This window comes from Hungatella sp. SB206 (genome assembly GCF_051132295.1).
Lineage (GTDB): Bacteria > Bacillota > Clostridia > Lachnospirales > Lachnospiraceae > Hungatella > Hungatella effluvii.
Map to the genome: position 1 here is coordinate 5,940,001 of NZ_CP096603.1, position 16,798 is coordinate 5,956,798.

A 16,798-nucleotide genomic window follows, 5' to 3' on the forward strand; every position below is an offset into this window, starting at 1 on the left:
CCGCTTCCAGTGTGTCCCTTCCTTTTACAATTCTTATTTCATGGATTTCACTTAAATATTTGTACAGAGACTCCATATAATACTGGCTGTCCATAGGAAGCTCCACGATATCTCTCAGATACGTAACGGTATACACCAGCGGTTTCCCCTGGACACTGCGGACTCTGGTCAGGCAGTAGCACATCTCCGTTTTAGGAATCTGAAGCGCTGATGCCACGGTGGTACCCGGCATGACCTTCTCCATGCGGCAATAGGTGGTTTCCATAGTGATATTGTGCTGTTTCATCTCATCCGTAAAGCTGATGACGCTCTTCATGTGTTCGTCGATTTTCTCATAGATCACCTCTGTGCCGATTCCCCTGGAGCATTTGATATATCCGGCCTGGGACAGGGCCGCCATGGCCTGCCTGACCGTCACTCTCGAGACCTCATACTGATCCATCAGCATCTTTTCCGTCGGCAGAAAATCCCCCCGGTTATACTCTCCCCGCTCGATCTGCATCTTGATTATGGATTCCAGCTGCGAATAAAGTGGCGGCGCTCCCTTTTCATGATTTAACATATTCTGTCCCTCCTCATCTTCTGTTATCCTAATGGCTCATGGCAACAAACAGTCCCTGCATGGCTCTGGCCGAGGTCTCCGGTTCCAGGCAGACCGTCGTGTTCCGTTTTTCACATTCTTTTTTAAAGGCTTCCCCGAAATAGGGGAAGCTTTTTGAGATCTGCCCTCCGAGCACGACACAGTCCGGATGGAACGCATCCAGAAACGGACACATGCAGCGGTTTAATTCCTCACCAAATCTATGATATACCAGGAGCGCCTTCTCCTCCTGTTCCAGACACCGCTCATACAGCTCTTTTCCATTCAGCTCGGTTCCCGTAATCTCCCTGCTGATTTTTAAAAGTCCCCGAACGGAGAGATAATCATCAATGATGGAATCCCGGTAGGGCAGGTTATAGATCCAGCCATGATCAGGCACTCCCTCCGTCTTCTCTTTTATCACCTTTTTATTCTCTATAAATGCGGACCCGGTGCCCGTTCCAATGCAGAGGCACAGAAGCCGCCCCGCCTCCCGGCCTTCCCCGAACCAGCTTTCCCCCAGTGCAAACGCCTCCACATCGTGGAGAAAACAAAAAATTGTATCCTGAAGAAAGTCTGTCCGCTTTTTTATCTCTTCTTCTATAGAAATACCGTAAATAGAATCATATTTATCCAGTCCCTGCATCAGGCTGATACCCCGTTCATAATCGAACGGCCCTGGAAACGCCATGCCGATTCCATCGATGGAGACACCTTTCCATCGGCCCGCCATCTCCTTTATGATCATGGAAAAATGATCCAGGATCGCCTCTTGATCCGCCTTCGCATTGGAAGAAAAATGGCGGATCCCGCCCTGAATGGCGCCGTGTTCATCGAGTACGCCGGCCTTAATCTCTGTCCCGCCAACATCTAACATCAAATACATTTTTCCTGCTGCCGCCTTTCCAAAAGTTATAACATTATAATATTATAATTCAAACGTAAAAACAAGTCTTTTCCCAGCGTCTCTGTATTTTTGTTAATACTGATCAAAAGGTATTGTGCACTTGTTACAAGAACGAAGTCAGACTGCACGTTTCAGCGCAAAGTGCGCATACCAGGGAAAGCGGCTGTCCTGCAATCAATTTCCCGGTTGCAGGACAGCCGCCTTCACGGTGTGTCCGATATGAAGTTAAATTCCTAGTGCCTCCCGGCGAATTTACGCCGTGCGGCACTAGTCTATTATTACGTTCCCATCAGTTCTCTGAGCTGCTGAATCAGAGTTCCGCTGCCTGCCACGGATATATTTCCAACCTGAGTACAGATTCTCTCCAGGCATTCCAATTCCTTTAACTTGTAAAGCGTCTTGTTCTCATCCATCAGTTTCGCGGTGTTTAACAGTGACCGTGTGGAGGCGACCTCCTCGCGCCGCGTGATGACATTGGCCTGCGCTCTCTTTTCCGCGATCAGTACTGTGTTCATGATGTCCCGAATCTCCCCTGGAAGGATAATATCCTTGATTCCGATGGTCTGAACCTCCACGCAGTACTGCTCCTGCTCTTCCCTCATCCGCTGTGCCAGAAAACCGGAGATGGCCTCCTTCTGTTCCAGTATCTCATCCAGGCGGTAACGGCCCACACACTCCCGTACAATCAGCTGGATACGGGTATAAAGCTGATTTTCCACACCCTTAATGGTCTCCACCAGCCGCTTCGGATCTGCGATCCGGTATGTAGCAGTTAAATTCAGCCGGATTCCCACACGGTCAGCCGTCAGGATCTCCTGGCCGCTGATCTCCAGTTCCTTCATTTTTAAATCCACAATACGGCATAAGACATCACGGGCGTACAGCCAGTAATAATACGTTCCGGGTCCCAGCTCATCCGTCAGAATATTATCCTGGTACAACAATCCCATCTCTCCCGGAAGAATCTCAATCTTCTTATAATACTGCTGGGCGATCAGACGCAGAAGGTTCTTTTCCACGTTCCGGTCCATGACCGGCTCCCTCATGTCGATGAAACGCAGCTCACACGGTTCCCATACATTCCAGTAAGCGGCCTCGCGGTCTATTACAACAGCGCTCGCCGCATGGTTGATATACAGGATTCCCAGCTGCCCCTCCGGTACCTCCACCATCGTGACACGGCTCATAAACGCGGCATCTTCTTTTAAAACCTTTAAGGGGACTTCCTTAAATCCCACTCTCCCACGCATCTCTTCTATAATCACCTTATATCCCATGCAGGCCGGATAGTGGTACGTTCCGGCAAATATCATTTTCTCATAACAGCCATTTTTCATAACGAAACCGCACTGGGTCTGATTTACATTAATACGCATATACCTTCCCTCTTTTCTATTTTTATAATCCACTTTACGCTGGTGAATATCGCCATTTCGCGCGGGCGGACTTTTCTTTACACGGGTTGAAACACCGGACCACCGCACAAAAAAGCGGGATGGACTTTGGCAGATTCTTCATTCGCCGTGACCGGGCCGGCAGCGGGCTGCGGCATATGACTCACCACCTCCGCCTGTTCGGCCGATCAGGGCATAACTCGAAATCTGCGGTAGCCGCCTCATCGCATGGCTCTTTTCATGCTGGCCGCAGGACTAAAATACGATCCGCAGCCTGGCAGTCCGGCCTTCTCCCCATCTTTTAGGGGACACTAAAAAGGTGTCTAATGATTGCTATACCAACTTAGCTACTGCCTGAATCAGGCAGACGGGATTCGAACCCGCGACACATCATCCTCCGATGGCAGTTGCCTGCCGTTTCGGCGCTATCATATATAATTCCCCGCCCTTGCGGACGATGGAATTCACTGCGGCATACCGTACTGCAGAGCAGCCGGCACCATCTGGCTTTTACGCCATGATTTCTGCAGCTATGATCGATTTCTTTCCGGCGTGGTGCAGTTCTAGTACAGCTTTGCATTAATAACGCAGTACTAACCTTTCACCACGCCGACCGTCTTCAGCTTTTTGACCGGAACGACCAGATCTTTCTGCTGATCCATCACATGGTCAATGTCTTTGTAGGCGAAGCGGCTTTCCTCCGCCACATCGGATTTGTTCATTTTCCCGAGGACGACGCCCTGGGCTTTTAAATCATTAATGACTTCCTCGCAGGAGAATTTCTCCATCGCGGCCTTTCTGGAATAGGCCCTTCCCGCCCCGTGGGACGAGCTCTCGAAGCTCTCCGGGTTTCCTTTTCCCATGACGACATAGCTGTAGGAACCCATGGCACCCGGGATCACGGCCAACTCACCGTTACCGGCTCTGGTGGCGCCCTTCCGGTGCACCCATACCTCTTTCCCGTAATGGGTCTCCAAAGAAGCGTAATTATGGTGACAATTGATCTGCTCGGTAAATTCCATGGTCGTATCCAGGTACTTTTCCACCTTCTGAGCCACAATCTCCAGAGTTTTCTCCATCATGCGCTTTCTGTTTTCAAACGCGTATTCCAGCGCCAGGTTCATCCACAGGATATAGTCCTGTCCCTCCGCGCTGTCCACAGGAAGGAACGCTAAACGGTACGAATCCGGAACAGCGCTGTGCCACGCGGTATTTAATACTCTCGCTCTGTTGTGGAAATGGTCACAGATTTCCTTTCCAAAATGGCGGCTTCCGGAGTGTATCATGATCCCCAGATACCCATCCTGATCTTCCTGAAGCTCGATAAAATGGTTGCCGCCTCCCAGCGTACCGATCTGGTAAAAGGCATCCTCAATTAACGGAAACAGCGTCTCATTCTTCTCATAATCGGCTGCATGCGCCAGGCACCGGTCCAATACCTCCGATTCCTGTCTCTTCTTATAAGAGTTATAGCCAACCGGAATATTTCTCATGATCTCTCCGGTAATGGCCTGGAACATGGTTCCATTGCCGGTCATAATCGGTTTAATATCTTCTGCTTTTATATTGGTAGAGACAAAATTCATTCCGCAGCCGATATCGACGCCCACTGCATTTGGAATGATGACGCCGTCCGCAGCGATGACTCCGCCGATCGGCATTCCTTTTCCCTGGTGAGTATCCGGCATCAGGCACGCCCATTTATGGATAAACGGAAGCTGCGCTAAATGGCGCGCCTGCTCCAGGCATCCTTCCTCAACCTCTTCTATATTTTCCAGCCAGATTCTCACCGGCTTATTCATCTGCTCTTCTTTCCATGTAAACATAATCTCATTCCCCATTTCCTGTTCTTTGTTCTCTGTTGTGACTTTATCTTACCAGCATTTACCGGAGGAATCATTTAAAAAAGGGTGCGAACCTGGTGACAGCAGGAAAAATTGGAAGTATAATCAAATTTAACAGCTGTTACAAGGGCATGTTTGAAAATTTCTTTCTGTCAGATGTGCGTCACATTTTGTGGGAACGTTGTCCCGAATGAGCGCAGCGTAGTGGGCTACGTTAAGCGAATACGGGGCAACGCTCCCGCGAAATGGGGCGTGCAGATGGCAGGAATGAATTTTCAAACATGCCCAGAGCCCGGCGGAGCGGCAAAAGAAGAAGTCCAGAAGGAAGTGAAGATACCATGAAAGAATTTTCAGAGCTTGTGAAACGGTTCGACCGGATCCGTACCTATGTGCGGGATTTTTACGTATATGGGTTTAAGACCCGGGAGGACTACAGCGATGGCAGCGGCCGGACCTACGACAACGAGCGCCGCAGGATCGAAAGCTGGTTTTCTCCCTATATTCACAGCGAGTACAACGAGGAACGGAAGAAAACGGTGGCCATCATCGCCCACAGCAACCGGATCGCCGTCAACCCGCTGTTTTCCGCCTGGAAATCGAAGAGCTTTACCTCCAATGACATCATGCTGCATTTCTTGATTCTGGATTTTCTCGCAGACGGCGGATTCCACACGGCAGATGAGACGGCAGACGAGCTCCAGAGCCGGTACGGAGTCCTCTTTGACTCCCAGACTGTTCGAAAAAAGCTGGTGGAGTACGAGTCTTTGGGAATTTTAACTGCGAAGAAGGAAGGGCGAAGGCTGCTTTACGGAAAGCGTGAGAATAGTTGTGAGGAAAATACCTCGAATCTGAGTTCCATGGATTGGCTGGAAAAGATGACCGGTTCCCCCAGATTCCTTGATATGGTCAGTTTCTATCAGGGAAGTGCCGCCTTCGGATTTATCGGCAGCACCATACTGGATAATCTTCAGAAGGAAAATACCGTATTCCGTCTCAAACACGACTTTCTGGTCCATACGCTGGAGGACGAGATTCTCCTGGAGCTCCTGCGCGCCATGAGGGAACGAAAAGAAATCCAGTTGGAAAATAAGAGCGCAAAGACAGGCCGGACCGAACAGGTGGAAGGGACTCCTTTAAAGATTCTGGTGAGTACCCAGACCGGCCGGCGCTACGTCATCGTTCATCAGACAAAATCAAAACGTTTCTCCAGCTTCAGGCTGGACTATCTCCTGTCGGTGACGCGCTTAGAGTCAGGGGGAGATGACGGGGAAGCCCGTTACGAACAGCACAAAAAGGATCTGGAAAAGAATCTTTTTAAGACATGGGGCGTTTCCTTTGGTGACGGCCGGAAAAAGGAAAGTCCCCCTCTCCGGCGTCCGGCGGAACGAACTGCACGGATGGAGTCGATTTCTTTTACGCTGTCTCTGGATGAAGAGCGGGAGGCTCACATTATCGGGCGTCTGGAACGGGAGGGCCGCGGCGGTACCATAACGCGGTTGGATCACGGTGTCTGGAGCTACACGCGGGAGTGTTTTGACTGCAACGAGATGATGCCGTGGGTCAAAACATTTACAGGACGGATTCTCTCCTTCTCCTGCTCCAATTCCATGATTGAAAAGAAATTCTTCCGGGATATGGATCGCATGGCGAAGATGTATGCGGAAAGTCCCCCTCATTTACGTTCAGCGGAATGGTCGGAAAGTCCCCCTCACTTACTCTCGGCGGAATCGGAGGTGAACAAGGATGGAATCTGAACTGTTTTCTGAAATCTATAACTGTTACTTTCTGGTCGTCCGGCGAATTCTGGACGAGGCCGCAGAACACGGGCTGTCAGAAAGTGACTTAAACCGTATTGCGGATACATACGGCTATGAGGAAAGTGCCCTTGCCATCGTCCCGAAGCTGGTGAGCGGGGAATGGAATTTACTCGTCAAGTCGCCGGAGGGGCCGTCCGTCAAGCCGCTCTTTTACTCCCGGGTAAAGGCACCGGAGCCGCTGCCGCTGACCGGGCTCCAGCGTTCCTGGCTGAAAGCCGTCTCCGCGGATCCCAGATTTCGCCTGTTTTTTACTGACGAGGAGTGCCGGAAGCTGGATCTTTCGTTAAGAAATGTTCAGCCGTTATTTTATCCGGAGGACTTTTCTTATTTTGACCAGTATTCCGACGGAGACGGGTATGAACTCGATTCATACCGGGAGCATTTTCAAGCGGTTCTGGAAGGGATCCGGGAGAACCGGATCCTGGCCATCGATTACTTTTCGGCAAAAAACCACTTAACTACATTCCGATACCTTCCCTGCCGGCTCGAATACTCTGCCAGGGACGACAAATTCCGTCTCATGGCAGTCCGGGTTCGGAAGGATGACAGCTTAAGCCGTCTGACTATCCTGAATCTGTCGCGGATCATGCGGATTAAAGATACTGGAAAATCCCTGGAGATTCGGCCCGATATCGATGCCTGCTTAGAACACTCCCTCTGCCGGGAACCTGTGGTCCTGGAAATATCCAATGAGCGCAATGCGCTGGAACGGACCATGCTTCATTTCGCCTGCTACAAGAAACGGACGGAAAAGCTGGGTGACTCCGGTAAGTACCTCTGCCGGATCTATTACAGCAGAGATGTGGAGACGGAGCTGTTGATACAGATTCTCTCCTTCGGACCAGTGGTAAAGGTGCTGGGGCCGGAAAGCTTTCTGAAACAGGTGAAGGAACGGGTGGAGAGGCAGCAGCGGCTGTTTGCGAAAGACTGCAGTAACCCGTAATAAAATTTTACGCGTTGCGGACAAGATGACAGCACTTGCTTTATCTTGTCAGGACGGGAAGATCATTTCAGGACAGGAAGAACACTCCCGGACAGAACAATCGCTTCAGGACAGGAAGATCACTCCCAGCTGAGCGGCCGCAGCCAGCGAAGTTTGTGTTTCGGAAGCTTCAACCAGAAACATTGTCGAAAGACTAAATTTAAAAAGGGGCTTGAAAAAAACAAGCCCCCAGTGTATAATTTACTTAGAAGTAATCAAAGAGACAGTCGTTCGTCTGATGATTACGCTTCAGATATCTGGTGTAATTTTTAGTTACACAGCTATCCTCTACTGCAATAGAGGATAGCTATTTTCTATTCTGATGAATCTCTATGTAAGTCAGTGCTGCAAATATCACCAGCACTAATGTCAACACTTCAAGTGTATTCATATTACATTTCCCCCTTCGCCCATTCTCGCGAAAGCAGCAAACCGGATTTTCATAACAGCATTGCCATCCGGCCGCTGTCCGTGGTATATCCAGCTTCTGAGGGGAATCATCAGGCTATCCTCTGACTTCTATTCAATTATACAAATTTATTTTATCATATCGCGGATCACTTTACAACCATCATGCGTATTTATAACTCATATTATATGTCAGGCGGTGCCGCCATTCCACACCGCCTGACACTAGCATAATGTATCATAAGCCCTTGTGCATAGAGTGCCTGATGCGAATATCAGGCACTCTATGCACAAGGGCTTACAATACATTATACCAGATCTATCCCTGTTCCCTATAACAATCCAGCGTAAACCAGAACTCCACTCCGCCTTCCACATTTCTCACTCCGCAGGCCTTTCTGTGTGAGTCCATGATCGCCTTCACGATTGACAGCCCGATTCCGCTGCCGCCGTATTCCCTCGTATGAGACTTATCCACCTTATAGAACTTCGTCCATAGATTGGGGATATCCTCATCCGGGATATTATTTCCTGTGTTAAATACCGTGACGAGAGCTTCCTCCCCGTTGTCTTCCACAGTGATGACGATCTTTTTCTCGCCGGCCAGATGATTCAGCGCATTATTCAAATAGTTTGTCACTACCTCTTCGATCTTAAACTCATCCGCGCATACGTAGACCGGACCGCAGTCCTCTAAGTGCACCTCCGCTTCCTTCTGCTGAATCAGAATACCTGCGGACGTGATTACTCCGCGGACTAAGTCAGTTAAGTCAAACCGGTCCATGACCGGGGCGTCGTTGCCGGCCTCCAGCGCTGACAGGGTCAGGAGCTGGCGCACCATCTTATTCATCTTATTGGCCTCATCCATGATGACTTCACAGTAATAATCCCTGCTCTCCGGGTCCTCTGCCATCCCTTCCGTCAGGCCTTCCGCGTACCCCTGAATCAGCGCGATCGGCGTCTTCAGCTCATGGGACACGTTGGCTATGAAATCCTTACGCATCTCATCGACCTTGATCTTTTCCTCGATGTCCTGCTGCAGCTCCGTGTTGGCCGTTCTCAGCTGACCGATGGTCTCCTTAAGTGTATCGGACAGACGGTTCATGCTGTTCCCCAGCACACCGATCTCATCCTCCGCCTGGCCTGTGTATTTGGCGTCGAAATCCAGGTTGGACATCTTCTCCGACAGATTCGCAAGCTGGAGAATCGGGGAAGTGATCTTTTTCGTGGTAAAGTAAATAAACACACTTCCCACAAACAGCGCCGCGATTCCCACGTATGCCAGGAAACGGTTGGCCAGATCCACGCTCTCCCGGATACTGGCCAGCGGCGTGGACATCAGAAAGATGGTCGCATTATCCGAAAAATACCCCCAGCTCTCCAGATAATAAGAATCGGAGCGCTTGTCATACGTCTTCTGGATAAAATAATTGTCGTGGGTCTTTAAAATGCTGACCTTAGGCATGTCCTTGCCAAAGATATATCCCTGAACCCGGCTGGACAAGTAGTCGCGCTCCCCCGTATTGGAGATCAGAACCTGATCGGTGGCGCTGTCCATCAGCACGATGTTCATATTATATTTTTCACCGAGGACCCGGAACATCTGCTGGACCGGACCTTCATTTTCACGGTTCGGATCATAGGTGCTCTTAAAATACTCGAATATATCGGTGCCCTTTTTTTCGGTTTCCGTAACGATCCGGTCAATTCCGTTGTATGCCTTTTCCAGTGTGGCTACCTTGTCCATGGTATAAAAGCTTTCCAGGAACCAGTTGTTCACACACCAGGTAGCAATCAGCACGAATGCCATCAACCCTACGAAAATCATGGCAAAGCGGGCTTTTATGGAATGTCTCATTCAGTCACCTCGAATTTATAGCCCATTCCCCAGATGGTCCTGATATAGTCCCCTTTCTCTCCCATCTTGCTCCGGAGCTTCTTTACATGGGTATCGATCGTCCTCGCATCTCCGAAGTAATCGTAATTCCACACATTATTTAGAATCTTCTCTCTCGAAAGGGCAATTCCCTGGTTCTCTACAAAATACGTCAGAAGTTCAAATTCCTTATAGCTCAAATCAATGTTCTGACCGTCGATCGTAACCTGATGCGCCGCTTTATCGATGCGGATTCCTCCGATCTCGATTAAGTCGGAAGAGACGGCGTTGCTTCTTCGTAAGATCGCTTCCACGCGCGCCACCAGAATCTTCGGGCTGAACGGCTTGGAAATGTATTCGTCCACACCCAGGTTGAAGCCCTGCAGCTCGTCGCGCTCCTCGCTTCTGGCCGTCAGCATAATGATCGGCACCTGGGAATATTTTCTGATCGTTCTGCATGTCTCCCAGCCATCCATCTTCGGCATCATCACATCCAGAATAATCAGTGCAATATCCTTCTGCTCGAAAAACAGATCCACCGCCTCTTCACCGTTGGAAGCCTCGAGCACCGTAAATCCCTTAACACTCAAGAAATCCTTTACCAGCTTTCTCATTCTGGCCTCGTCATCTACTACTAATATCTTCAACTGTTCCATGATAACCTCCTGAACTGTAAGCCATTTTCTGATTATTATTGTAACAAAACGGCCGGATAAATTCTACATTTTCACAGAGATTTCACATAAAACAGCGGTATTTACGCCTCTGCGTTCCGTAATGTCCTCTTGGCCGCATACGCCAGCATCATGCTGATCACGGTTCCAACCAAAACCACCACCCATGGACTGCCGGAAAACAGCTCAAAGAGTCCGCCGTACATCGCCTGGCCGATGGGCAGCGCACAGACGCAGATGGTGGATACGAATGCGCCGACTTTCCCCAGCATATGAACCGGCGTGCTCTTCTGAATAAAGGTCTGCGCCGCAATGGTAAATAACGCAGCGAAGCCCATTCCGATCATAACAGAAAAAAGAAGAACCGCATAAATCATCTTCCCAGGAGCCTGGAACAGCAGAATCAGAATCACCGGTATCAAAAGCAGCGGCGTCCCCAACAGGAAATAGTGGGAATGCTTAAATGGAATCTTCTTCCCTGCCAGACCGGATACCAGCCCGCCGAGAATCGAGCCCATCCCCATGGCCGCCTCGGCAAATCCATAAGCCTGCGCCGACATGCCTAAATATATTTTAACCAGATACGGCAGACCTATGATAAAGAGGGCAGATAAGAAGAGATTGATTCCTGCAACCACGATGAGCAGCTTAAAAAGACAGGTATTCTCCCGGATTAAGTAAGTGACGGCTCCCTTTAAATCGAGAAGTGCCATACGCACCGGTGATCCATCGGCCTCTCTCTTCTCGTGAGGGATACGCAGAAACAGTTCCATCACCGCCGATAAGAAAAAGCAGACCGCGCTGGCCGCAAGTATGGGCTTCACACCCCCAATCCCGTACAGCATCCCGGCCAGGATCGGCCCCAGCAGGCCTGCAAGCGCCTGGACCTGCATCACTATCCCGTTAGCCGCCATCAATTGCTCCTGGGAAGCCAGAAGCGGGATGCTGGCCTGAACAGACGGCTGGTAAAATGCCTGGATCAGAGTCAGCAGAATCATAAAGATCGTGACAGCAGCCAGATTCCCCGCACTCCCATAAACCGCATCATAAAACACGATCAGTCCGGCCGTTACAAAATCCAGAATCGTCATGATCTTCTGCTTCGGAAGACGGTCCGCCAAAACACCGCCGAACGGTGACAGCAGCACCGTAGGAATCATGGATACGGCCAGAATGGTGCCAAACACCGCAGCCGATCCCGTAACCTCCAGAACATACAGTGACAGTGAAAAACGCAGAATCGCATTGCCGAACAGCGAAATAATCTGTCCCAGAATCATAATCGTAAAGTCTCGTTGAAACAGGCGTGAATTCATATTTTTTATATTCTCCTTATTTTTAATACCGACGGTTGGTATGTATAACTGTAAAAAAGAAGGGTGGGATTACGCCCACCCTGGCTGTTCTTTTATTACCTCATCAAAATAACAGATAAAAGCTTCTTTTATGCGGTCATCGATAACCGGAATGCCCATCTTCTCACAGAATTCCTGGTAATAATCGACCTTTACAAGAAAATCCTCTCTGTTTTCCGCGTACATGCCCACCCACACATTCATCAGAATCATCATCATCTCAGACAGTTCCTTGGGCCGTGTGGCAGAAATGGAGCCATCCCGGATTCCCTCCTCGATCAGATCTGCGATAAACGGCGCAGAATCATGTATGGTGGAATCCAGAATCAGGGTACGGAGCCTCGGATTATCCCTGTTGGTATACGGCATCAGCTTATCCAGCTCAAATTTTTTCTTATCCGTAAACAGATAATAAAAGATCTCCTTCAGCTTTTCCAGGCCATTTAAGGATGGGTCCAGCCGAATATCCATAAACCACCCGGCCTCGTCGTAGTAGACATCGGTCAGCCGGTCCATAATCTCTTCCTTTGACTTAAAGTGGTGGTAGACTGCTCCCTTCGACATTCCCAGTGCACTTACAATATCCTGGATCGTCGTATGCTCATACCCCTTCTCCCGGAACAATGTGCGGGACACATCCAGGATCTTCTGAACAGTCTCCTCCGGATACTTATTACGTGCCATAATCTCCCCTCCTTTTACATACATACCGTCGGTATGTTTATAATAGCAGAAGCAGATTTAAATGTCAAGTCCAGCTTTCTGGCAGTATGCCGCTCTCAATCTTCCCGATGAGTCCTCAGCAGCTCCCCCATCTCCTTCAAGGAAAGATACACGCCATCCGGGACGACCTCCGCCCCCTCCAGATCCCCCCTCTTCGTTTCCCCGGTCAGCACCAGCATTCCCATGGCGCCATTGTTCACACCGGTGGCCACGTCTGTGTACAGGCGGTCGCCCACGAAGGCGATACGATCCCTGTCCACTCCTGTTTTCTTCAGGATCATTTCCACGGTCTCGGGGAAAGGCTTACCGACGTATCTCGGCTGCTTTCCCGTAGACAGGGAGATGGCCGCGCAGAATGCGCCGCAGTCCGGGATAAAGCCTTCTTCCGTAGGGCAGTTGATATCCAGATGGGTTGCCAGGAATTCGGCTCCGTTCCTGATATAGGTACACGCCCGCTCCAGCTTTTCGTAGGTCAGGGTCAGATCGAAACCGATCACCACCACGTCCGGCATTTCCTGCGTCAGACGGATTCCCTCCTCCCGAAAGCTCTCCTCCAGAGCCGGTGTGCCGACCAGATACACAGAGCAGTCCGCATGGCAGCTCTTTAAGTACTGGATCATCACATCTCCTGAGGTCATAATCTGCTCCCGGCCGATTATGCAGTTCATCCCCTTCAGTTTTTCAAGATAGACCTTCGGTGATTTTGAAGAATTGTTCGTAAAAAACAGGTATCTGCGCCCCGTTTCCTCCACGGTCTTTAAAAAGTCAAGCGCTCCATCCAGAATCCGGTCACCCAGATAAAAGGTTCCATCCATGTCCAGGACAAATAATTCTGTTTTATTAAGCAATTCAGTTTTTTCAAGCAGTGCAGTTCTCTGTTCCTTCAACGACTTATTTCCGCCTTCCCTGTATGTAAAGTAATCTTCCCTATTTCTGCATTGCCTGCTGCCAGGCGCGGCAGATACCCGGAAAATTCGTAATCGCCCCGCTGCAGTTCAAGTCGCCCAGCCTTTCCAGCAGAGCCATATCATTGATGGTCCAGGCATTGATTTTGATCCCATGGCGGGCACAGCTCTCCGCCACGGCGCCGGTCAGCTTCGCTCCATTGGGGTGGTAACACTCAAAGCCGTACTGGCTGCAGTAATATCCCGCGTTGCCCAGTTCGTCGTCCACCAGTATTCCACACGCTATATCCGGTTCCAGCTCCTTCGCTTTTAACAGGGACACGTGGTTGAAGGACGAGAACATCACCTTCTCTTCCAGATGATACTTTCTCAAAAGCTCTATCGTCTTTTCTTCCAGCCCCTCATAATAGTAAATGCTGGTTTTAAACTCGATATTAGTGGTCACAGGCTCATCCTTCACCCAGATGCAGTACTCCTCAAACGTGGGAATCGCCATCCTGTCGTACCTTCCGTCCCAGCATTTGGCCGCGTTAAACTGCTTTAATTCCTCGTATGTATAATCACGGACATAGCCGGCGCCGTCCGTGGTCCGGTCGATCCGCTCATCGTGAAGGACCACCACCACATCATCCTTTGTCAGCTGGACATCCAGCTCAATCTCATCACATCCGGCCTCCACCGCCTTCTGAAACGCCAGCATCGTATTCTCGGGATACCTTCCGCTGTATCCCCGGTGTGCAACTACTTTCATTACCGGTTCCTCCTGTCATTGATTTCCTTAATTTTTTCCGGGTCAAATTTATACTGATGGGTGCTTGTCAGAAGGCCGTTGGTCTCCTGTTCCACATCGGTCAGCTGCGTATAACAGTATCCGCAGATCAAGTCTGAATCGTAGACCGCGTCAAGAATCCTGCTGTATTCCTTTAAGAATTCCGACCGTCCGATCGCCGTATAGCCCCAGCCGCTCTCGTCCTCCGAGACTGCGATTCCGCCGAACTCAGTCAGCACCACCGGCTGCTTCTGATAGGAATGGCCCTTTGCAAACAACCGTTTTTCCACAATCTTAGGCAGCTCGTCGATCTCTTTTAAACAATTTTTATATAATTCCTGCTGCTTCTGGTCGTCCTCTCTTCCGTGCTGGTAGGAGTGAACCGCACAGATATCCGTGTCCGTCATCTCCCAGCCGTCATTGGATATCACCAGGCGGGTGGAATCCAGGCTGCGGGCCATATAATAGAGGGATTTCGAAAAGCTCTGCTGCTCCTGATTCTCATAGATGCCGGGGACGCCCCAGCTCTCATTCAGCATCCCCCACACAATGATGCTGGGATGATTGTAATCCCTGCGGATCACATCCATCCACTCTCTCATAAAGGCACAGGCCCCCTCCGGCGTATAGACCCAGAAGCTGGCCATCGCCTCCCACACCAGAAATCCCAGATGGTCCGCCCAGTATAAGAATCTGGGATCTTCCACCTTTTCATGCTTCCTGCACCCGTTAAAGCCCATGGCCTTGGACATCAGGATATCATTTTTGTAATCCTCATCGGACGGCGCCGTGATCAGGCTCTCCTCCCAGTACCCCTGGTCTAAGAGAAGCTTCTGATAATAGGGCTGGTTATTTAGATAGATTCTTCCGCCTTCGATCCGGACCTTCCGCATGCCGAAATAGCTTTCCACCCGGTCGGTCACCTCCGTGCCGTTTTTAAGCTCCATGGTGACCTCATAGAGATTGGGATTTTCCGGAGACCAGTATGCTCCCACAAAATGAAAGGAACCGTTTAACGCCTTCTTCTGAAATACATCCACCGTGATGGTGCTGCACAACTCGCGGCACCACACGGTACCTTTAAAAACAGGCTTTTCCTCCCGGCAGATGGTGATCATCGCCTCGCACGGAAGCGCAGTCCCCTGCTCCAGCCGGTAGTCAATCTTCACCGTACCTTCATCGATGTCCGGCGTGAAGCGAATCCAGGAAAACCGCGACGCGGACACCGGCTCCAGCCATACCGTCTGCCAGATTCCAGTGCTGGGTGTATACCAGATAAAGCTGGATTCATCCTCCCAGTACTGTTTTCCCCTGGCAATCTGCTCATCCTTCAGCCAGTCTTCCACCTCCACGCGGATGCACTCTTCCCCCCAGTTCAGGCAGTGGGTCACATCAAAGCTGAAAGGCGTCTGGCCTCCGGAATGGGTCCCGACGCACTGCCCGTTGACCCACACCCGGCAAAAGTAATCGACCGCACCGAAATTCAGCAGCACCGACCGCCCTTTCCAGGTATCCGGCACGAAAAAGGTCCGTTCATACACGACGGCATCCTCACGAATCCGCTCACCGATCCCGCTCTTTCTGCACTGGCATACGTATGGCACCTCGATCGTTCTCTTTTCTCCGCCCAGATAAAAATCCCAGGCCCCATTTAAATTTACCCATTCACTCCTCACAAAATCAGGACGCGGATACTCATCTCTCATACTTAATCCTCCAAGCTTATTTGATACCCGACTGTGTAAATCCTTTAACGACATACTTATTGGCAAACATAAAAATAATCAGGACAGGCACCACCGATACGAGGGTCGATGCCATCATAAGGCCGGGGTTCGTATAATTTTCCCCCAGGACCAGCGCGGCGATTCCCAGTGTCACAGTCCGGTTCTCCTGCTTGTTGACCACCAGCGACGGCCAGAGGTAGCTGTTATAGAGTCCGAGAAATGTGATAAAGGCCTGTGTGATCACCACCGGCTTCACCGACGGAAGAACGATGTGCCACAGCACCTGGAAGACATTGGCGCCTTCCACCAGCCCGGCCTCCTCCAGCTCCTTCGGGAACGCCAGCAGGAAGTTATAGATCAGATAGATACACATAACGCCGGAGCCGGAGGGTAAGATCAGCGGCAGCAGCGAATTGAGCATATTAATCTGCTTGAAGATATAAAACAATGGGAAAAATGTCACGATCTCCGGAATTGCCATCGCCCATACAAGCCCCACCACGATGAACCGCTTTCCGGGAACCGGAAGACGCGCCAGCGCGTAAGCCGCGAGAACGCTGGTCGTAATTCTCAATATCGTACCGCTGACCGTCACCACCGCCGTATTCATCAGCCATTTAAAGATCGGCGCCGTGGAGGTGCTGGCAAACAAATCCCTGTAATTCTGCAGCGTCCATGTATGGGGCAGCAGTGTAGAAGAGGTCATCGCCTCCGCCAGGCCCTTAAAGCTGGTAAACAGCATGAAGAGCAGCGGCAGCAGAAACGCGTATGCGATCACGCAGGCACACATGACCAGCAAAATCCGGTTAAAATATTTCTTTTTCATCTTGCCGCCCT

15 protein-coding genes and 1 pseudogene (1 of these 16 cut by a window edge) are annotated in these 16,798 nt (G+C 50.4%); 3 read left to right on the forward strand and 13 right to left on the reverse strand.

Going from position 1 to position 16,798, the window contains the following annotated elements:
- The 5 genes from M1L66_RS26325 to M1L66_RS26345 all read right to left on the reverse strand — a co-directional run.
- A protein-coding gene (locus tag M1L66_RS26325) for a GntR family transcriptional regulator (RefSeq protein ID WP_187019656.1) crosses the window boundary here: on the reverse strand, positions 1–562 show its 5' portion. It extends 194 nt beyond the left edge of the window; only the first 562 of its 756 coding nucleotides appear in the window; its start codon is at positions 560–562; its stop codon lies beyond the left edge, outside the window.
- 28 nt (positions 563–590) lie between these two features.
- The gene (locus M1L66_RS26330; RefSeq protein ID WP_243270200.1) at positions 591–1,457 is read right to left on the reverse strand and encodes an ROK family protein; all 867 of its coding nucleotides are present in this window, start codon (positions 1,455–1,457) and stop codon (positions 591–593) included.
- Between the two features lie 308 nt (positions 1,458–1,765).
- A complete protein-coding gene (locus M1L66_RS26335) occupies positions 1,766–2,863 on the reverse strand; it encodes a slipin family protein (protein WP_434688821.1) in 1,098 nt (365 codons plus the stop codon).
- 611 nt (positions 2,864–3,474) lie between these two features.
- The gene (locus tag M1L66_RS26340) at positions 3,475–4,707 is read right to left on the reverse strand and encodes an RtcB family protein (protein ID WP_434688822.1); all 1,233 of its coding nucleotides are present in this window, start codon (positions 4,705–4,707) and stop codon (positions 3,475–3,477) included.
- A 129-nt stretch (positions 4,708–4,836) separates the two neighbouring features.
- Positions 4,837–4,983: a DUF6783 domain-containing protein gene (locus tag M1L66_RS26345; RefSeq protein WP_349768883.1), complete on the reverse strand. Its 147-nt coding sequence runs from the start codon at positions 4,981–4,983 to the stop codon at positions 4,837–4,839.
- On the opposite strand from M1L66_RS26345, the pseudogene M1L66_RS26350 reads away from it, so the two are divergent.
- The 3 genes and pseudogenes from M1L66_RS26350 to M1L66_RS26360 all read left to right on the forward strand — a co-directional run.
- A pseudogene (locus tag M1L66_RS26350) lies at positions 4,921–5,067 on the forward strand (DUF6783 domain-containing protein); the annotation flags it as partial. The gene M1L66_RS26345 and the pseudogene M1L66_RS26350 sit on opposite strands and share 63 nt — an antisense overlap.
- Positions 5,064–6,479 carry a WYL domain-containing protein gene (locus M1L66_RS26355; RefSeq protein ID WP_434688823.1) on the forward strand — a complete coding sequence of 472 codons (1,416 nt, stop codon included), beginning with the start codon at positions 5,064–5,066 and terminating at the stop codon, positions 6,477–6,479. The pseudogene M1L66_RS26350 and the gene M1L66_RS26355, both read left to right, overlap by 4 nt.
- Positions 6,469–7,485: a WYL domain-containing protein gene (locus M1L66_RS26360; protein ID WP_434688824.1), complete on the forward strand. Its 1,017-nt coding sequence runs from the start codon at positions 6,469–6,471 to the stop codon at positions 7,483–7,485. Before M1L66_RS26355 ends, M1L66_RS26360 begins: the two co-directional genes overlap by 11 nt.
- Positions 7,486–8,251: 766 nt before the next feature.
- On the opposite strand, the gene M1L66_RS26365 is transcribed toward M1L66_RS26360, so the two are convergent.
- From M1L66_RS26365 to M1L66_RS26400, 8 genes are all read right to left on the reverse strand, one after another.
- Positions 8,252–9,790, reverse strand: coding sequence for a sensor histidine kinase (locus tag M1L66_RS26365; protein ID WP_055656904.1), 1,539 nt, complete (start codon positions 9,788–9,790; stop codon positions 8,252–8,254).
- A complete protein-coding gene (locus tag M1L66_RS26370; protein ID WP_002602206.1) occupies positions 9,787–10,464 on the reverse strand; it encodes a response regulator transcription factor in 678 nt (225 codons plus the stop codon). Before M1L66_RS26370 ends, M1L66_RS26365 begins: the two co-directional genes overlap by 4 nt.
- A 101-nt stretch (positions 10,465–10,565) precedes the next feature.
- The gene (locus M1L66_RS26375) at positions 10,566–11,798 is read right to left on the reverse strand and encodes an MFS transporter (protein ID WP_117633705.1); all 1,233 of its coding nucleotides are present in this window, start codon (positions 11,796–11,798) and stop codon (positions 10,566–10,568) included.
- 69 nt (positions 11,799–11,867) lie between these two features.
- Positions 11,868–12,521 (reverse strand): TetR/AcrR family transcriptional regulator, encoded by a 654-nt coding sequence (locus M1L66_RS26380; protein ID WP_187019670.1) that lies wholly within the window; start codon positions 12,519–12,521, stop codon positions 11,868–11,870.
- Between the two features lie 95 nt (positions 12,522–12,616).
- A complete protein-coding gene (locus tag M1L66_RS26385) occupies positions 12,617–13,447 on the reverse strand; it encodes an HAD-IIA family hydrolase (protein ID WP_434688825.1) in 831 nt (276 codons plus the stop codon).
- 40 nt (positions 13,448–13,487) lie between these two features.
- Positions 13,488–14,216, reverse strand: a complete 729-nt coding sequence (locus M1L66_RS26390) for a glycerophosphodiester phosphodiesterase (RefSeq protein ID WP_321005611.1) — start codon at positions 14,214–14,216, stop codon at positions 13,488–13,490.
- Complete coding sequence (locus tag M1L66_RS26395) at positions 14,216–15,940, reverse strand: glycoside hydrolase family 2 protein (protein ID WP_434688826.1); 1,725 nt, start codon at positions 15,938–15,940, stop codon at positions 14,216–14,218. Before M1L66_RS26395 ends, M1L66_RS26390 begins: the two co-directional genes overlap by 1 nt.
- Positions 15,941–15,956: 16 nt before the next feature.
- Positions 15,957–16,787, reverse strand: coding sequence for a carbohydrate ABC transporter permease (locus M1L66_RS26400; RefSeq protein WP_025531175.1), 831 nt, complete (start codon positions 16,785–16,787; stop codon positions 15,957–15,959).
- Positions 16,788–16,798 lie beyond the last annotated feature (11 nt).

Bases quoted from the DNA above. Each gene is read 5' to 3' on its own strand.
- M1L66_RS26330 (WP_243270200.1), bottom strand. From the start codon at position 1,457: ATGTTAGATGTTGGCGGGACAGAGATTAAGGCCGGCGTACTCGATGAA.
- M1L66_RS26375 (WP_117633705.1), bottom strand. From the start codon at position 11,798: ATGAATTCACGCCTGTTTCAACGAGACTTTACGATTATGATTCTGGGA.
- M1L66_RS26395 (WP_434688826.1), bottom strand. From the start codon at position 15,940: ATGAGAGATGAGTATCCGCGTCCTGATTTTGTGAGGAGTGAATGGGTA.
- M1L66_RS26365 (WP_055656904.1), bottom strand. From the start codon at position 9,790: ATGAGACATTCCATAAAAGCCCGCTTTGCCATGATTTTCGTAGGGTTG.
- M1L66_RS26400 (WP_025531175.1), bottom strand. From the start codon at position 16,787: ATGAAAAAGAAATATTTTAACCGGATTTTGCTGGTCATGTGTGCCTGC.
- M1L66_RS26370 (WP_002602206.1), bottom strand. From the start codon at position 10,464: ATGGAACAGTTGAAGATATTAGTAGTAGATGACGAGGCCAGAATGAGA.
- M1L66_RS26360 (WP_434688824.1), top strand. From the start codon at position 6,469: ATGGAATCTGAACTGTTTTCTGAAATCTATAACTGTTACTTTCTGGTC.
- M1L66_RS26340 (WP_434688822.1), bottom strand. From the start codon at position 4,707: ATGTTTACATGGAAAGAAGAGCAGATGAATAAGCCGGTGAGAATCTGG.
- M1L66_RS26355 (WP_434688823.1), top strand. From the start codon at position 5,064: ATGAAAGAATTTTCAGAGCTTGTGAAACGGTTCGACCGGATCCGTACC.
- M1L66_RS26390 (WP_321005611.1), bottom strand. From the start codon at position 14,216: ATGAAAGTAGTTGCACACCGGGGATACAGCGGAAGGTATCCCGAGAAT.
- M1L66_RS26380 (WP_187019670.1), bottom strand. From the start codon at position 12,521: ATGGCACGTAATAAGTATCCGGAGGAGACTGTTCAGAAGATCCTGGAT.
- M1L66_RS26335 (WP_434688821.1), bottom strand. From the start codon at position 2,863: ATGCGTATTAATGTAAATCAGACCCAGTGCGGTTTCGTTATGAAAAAT.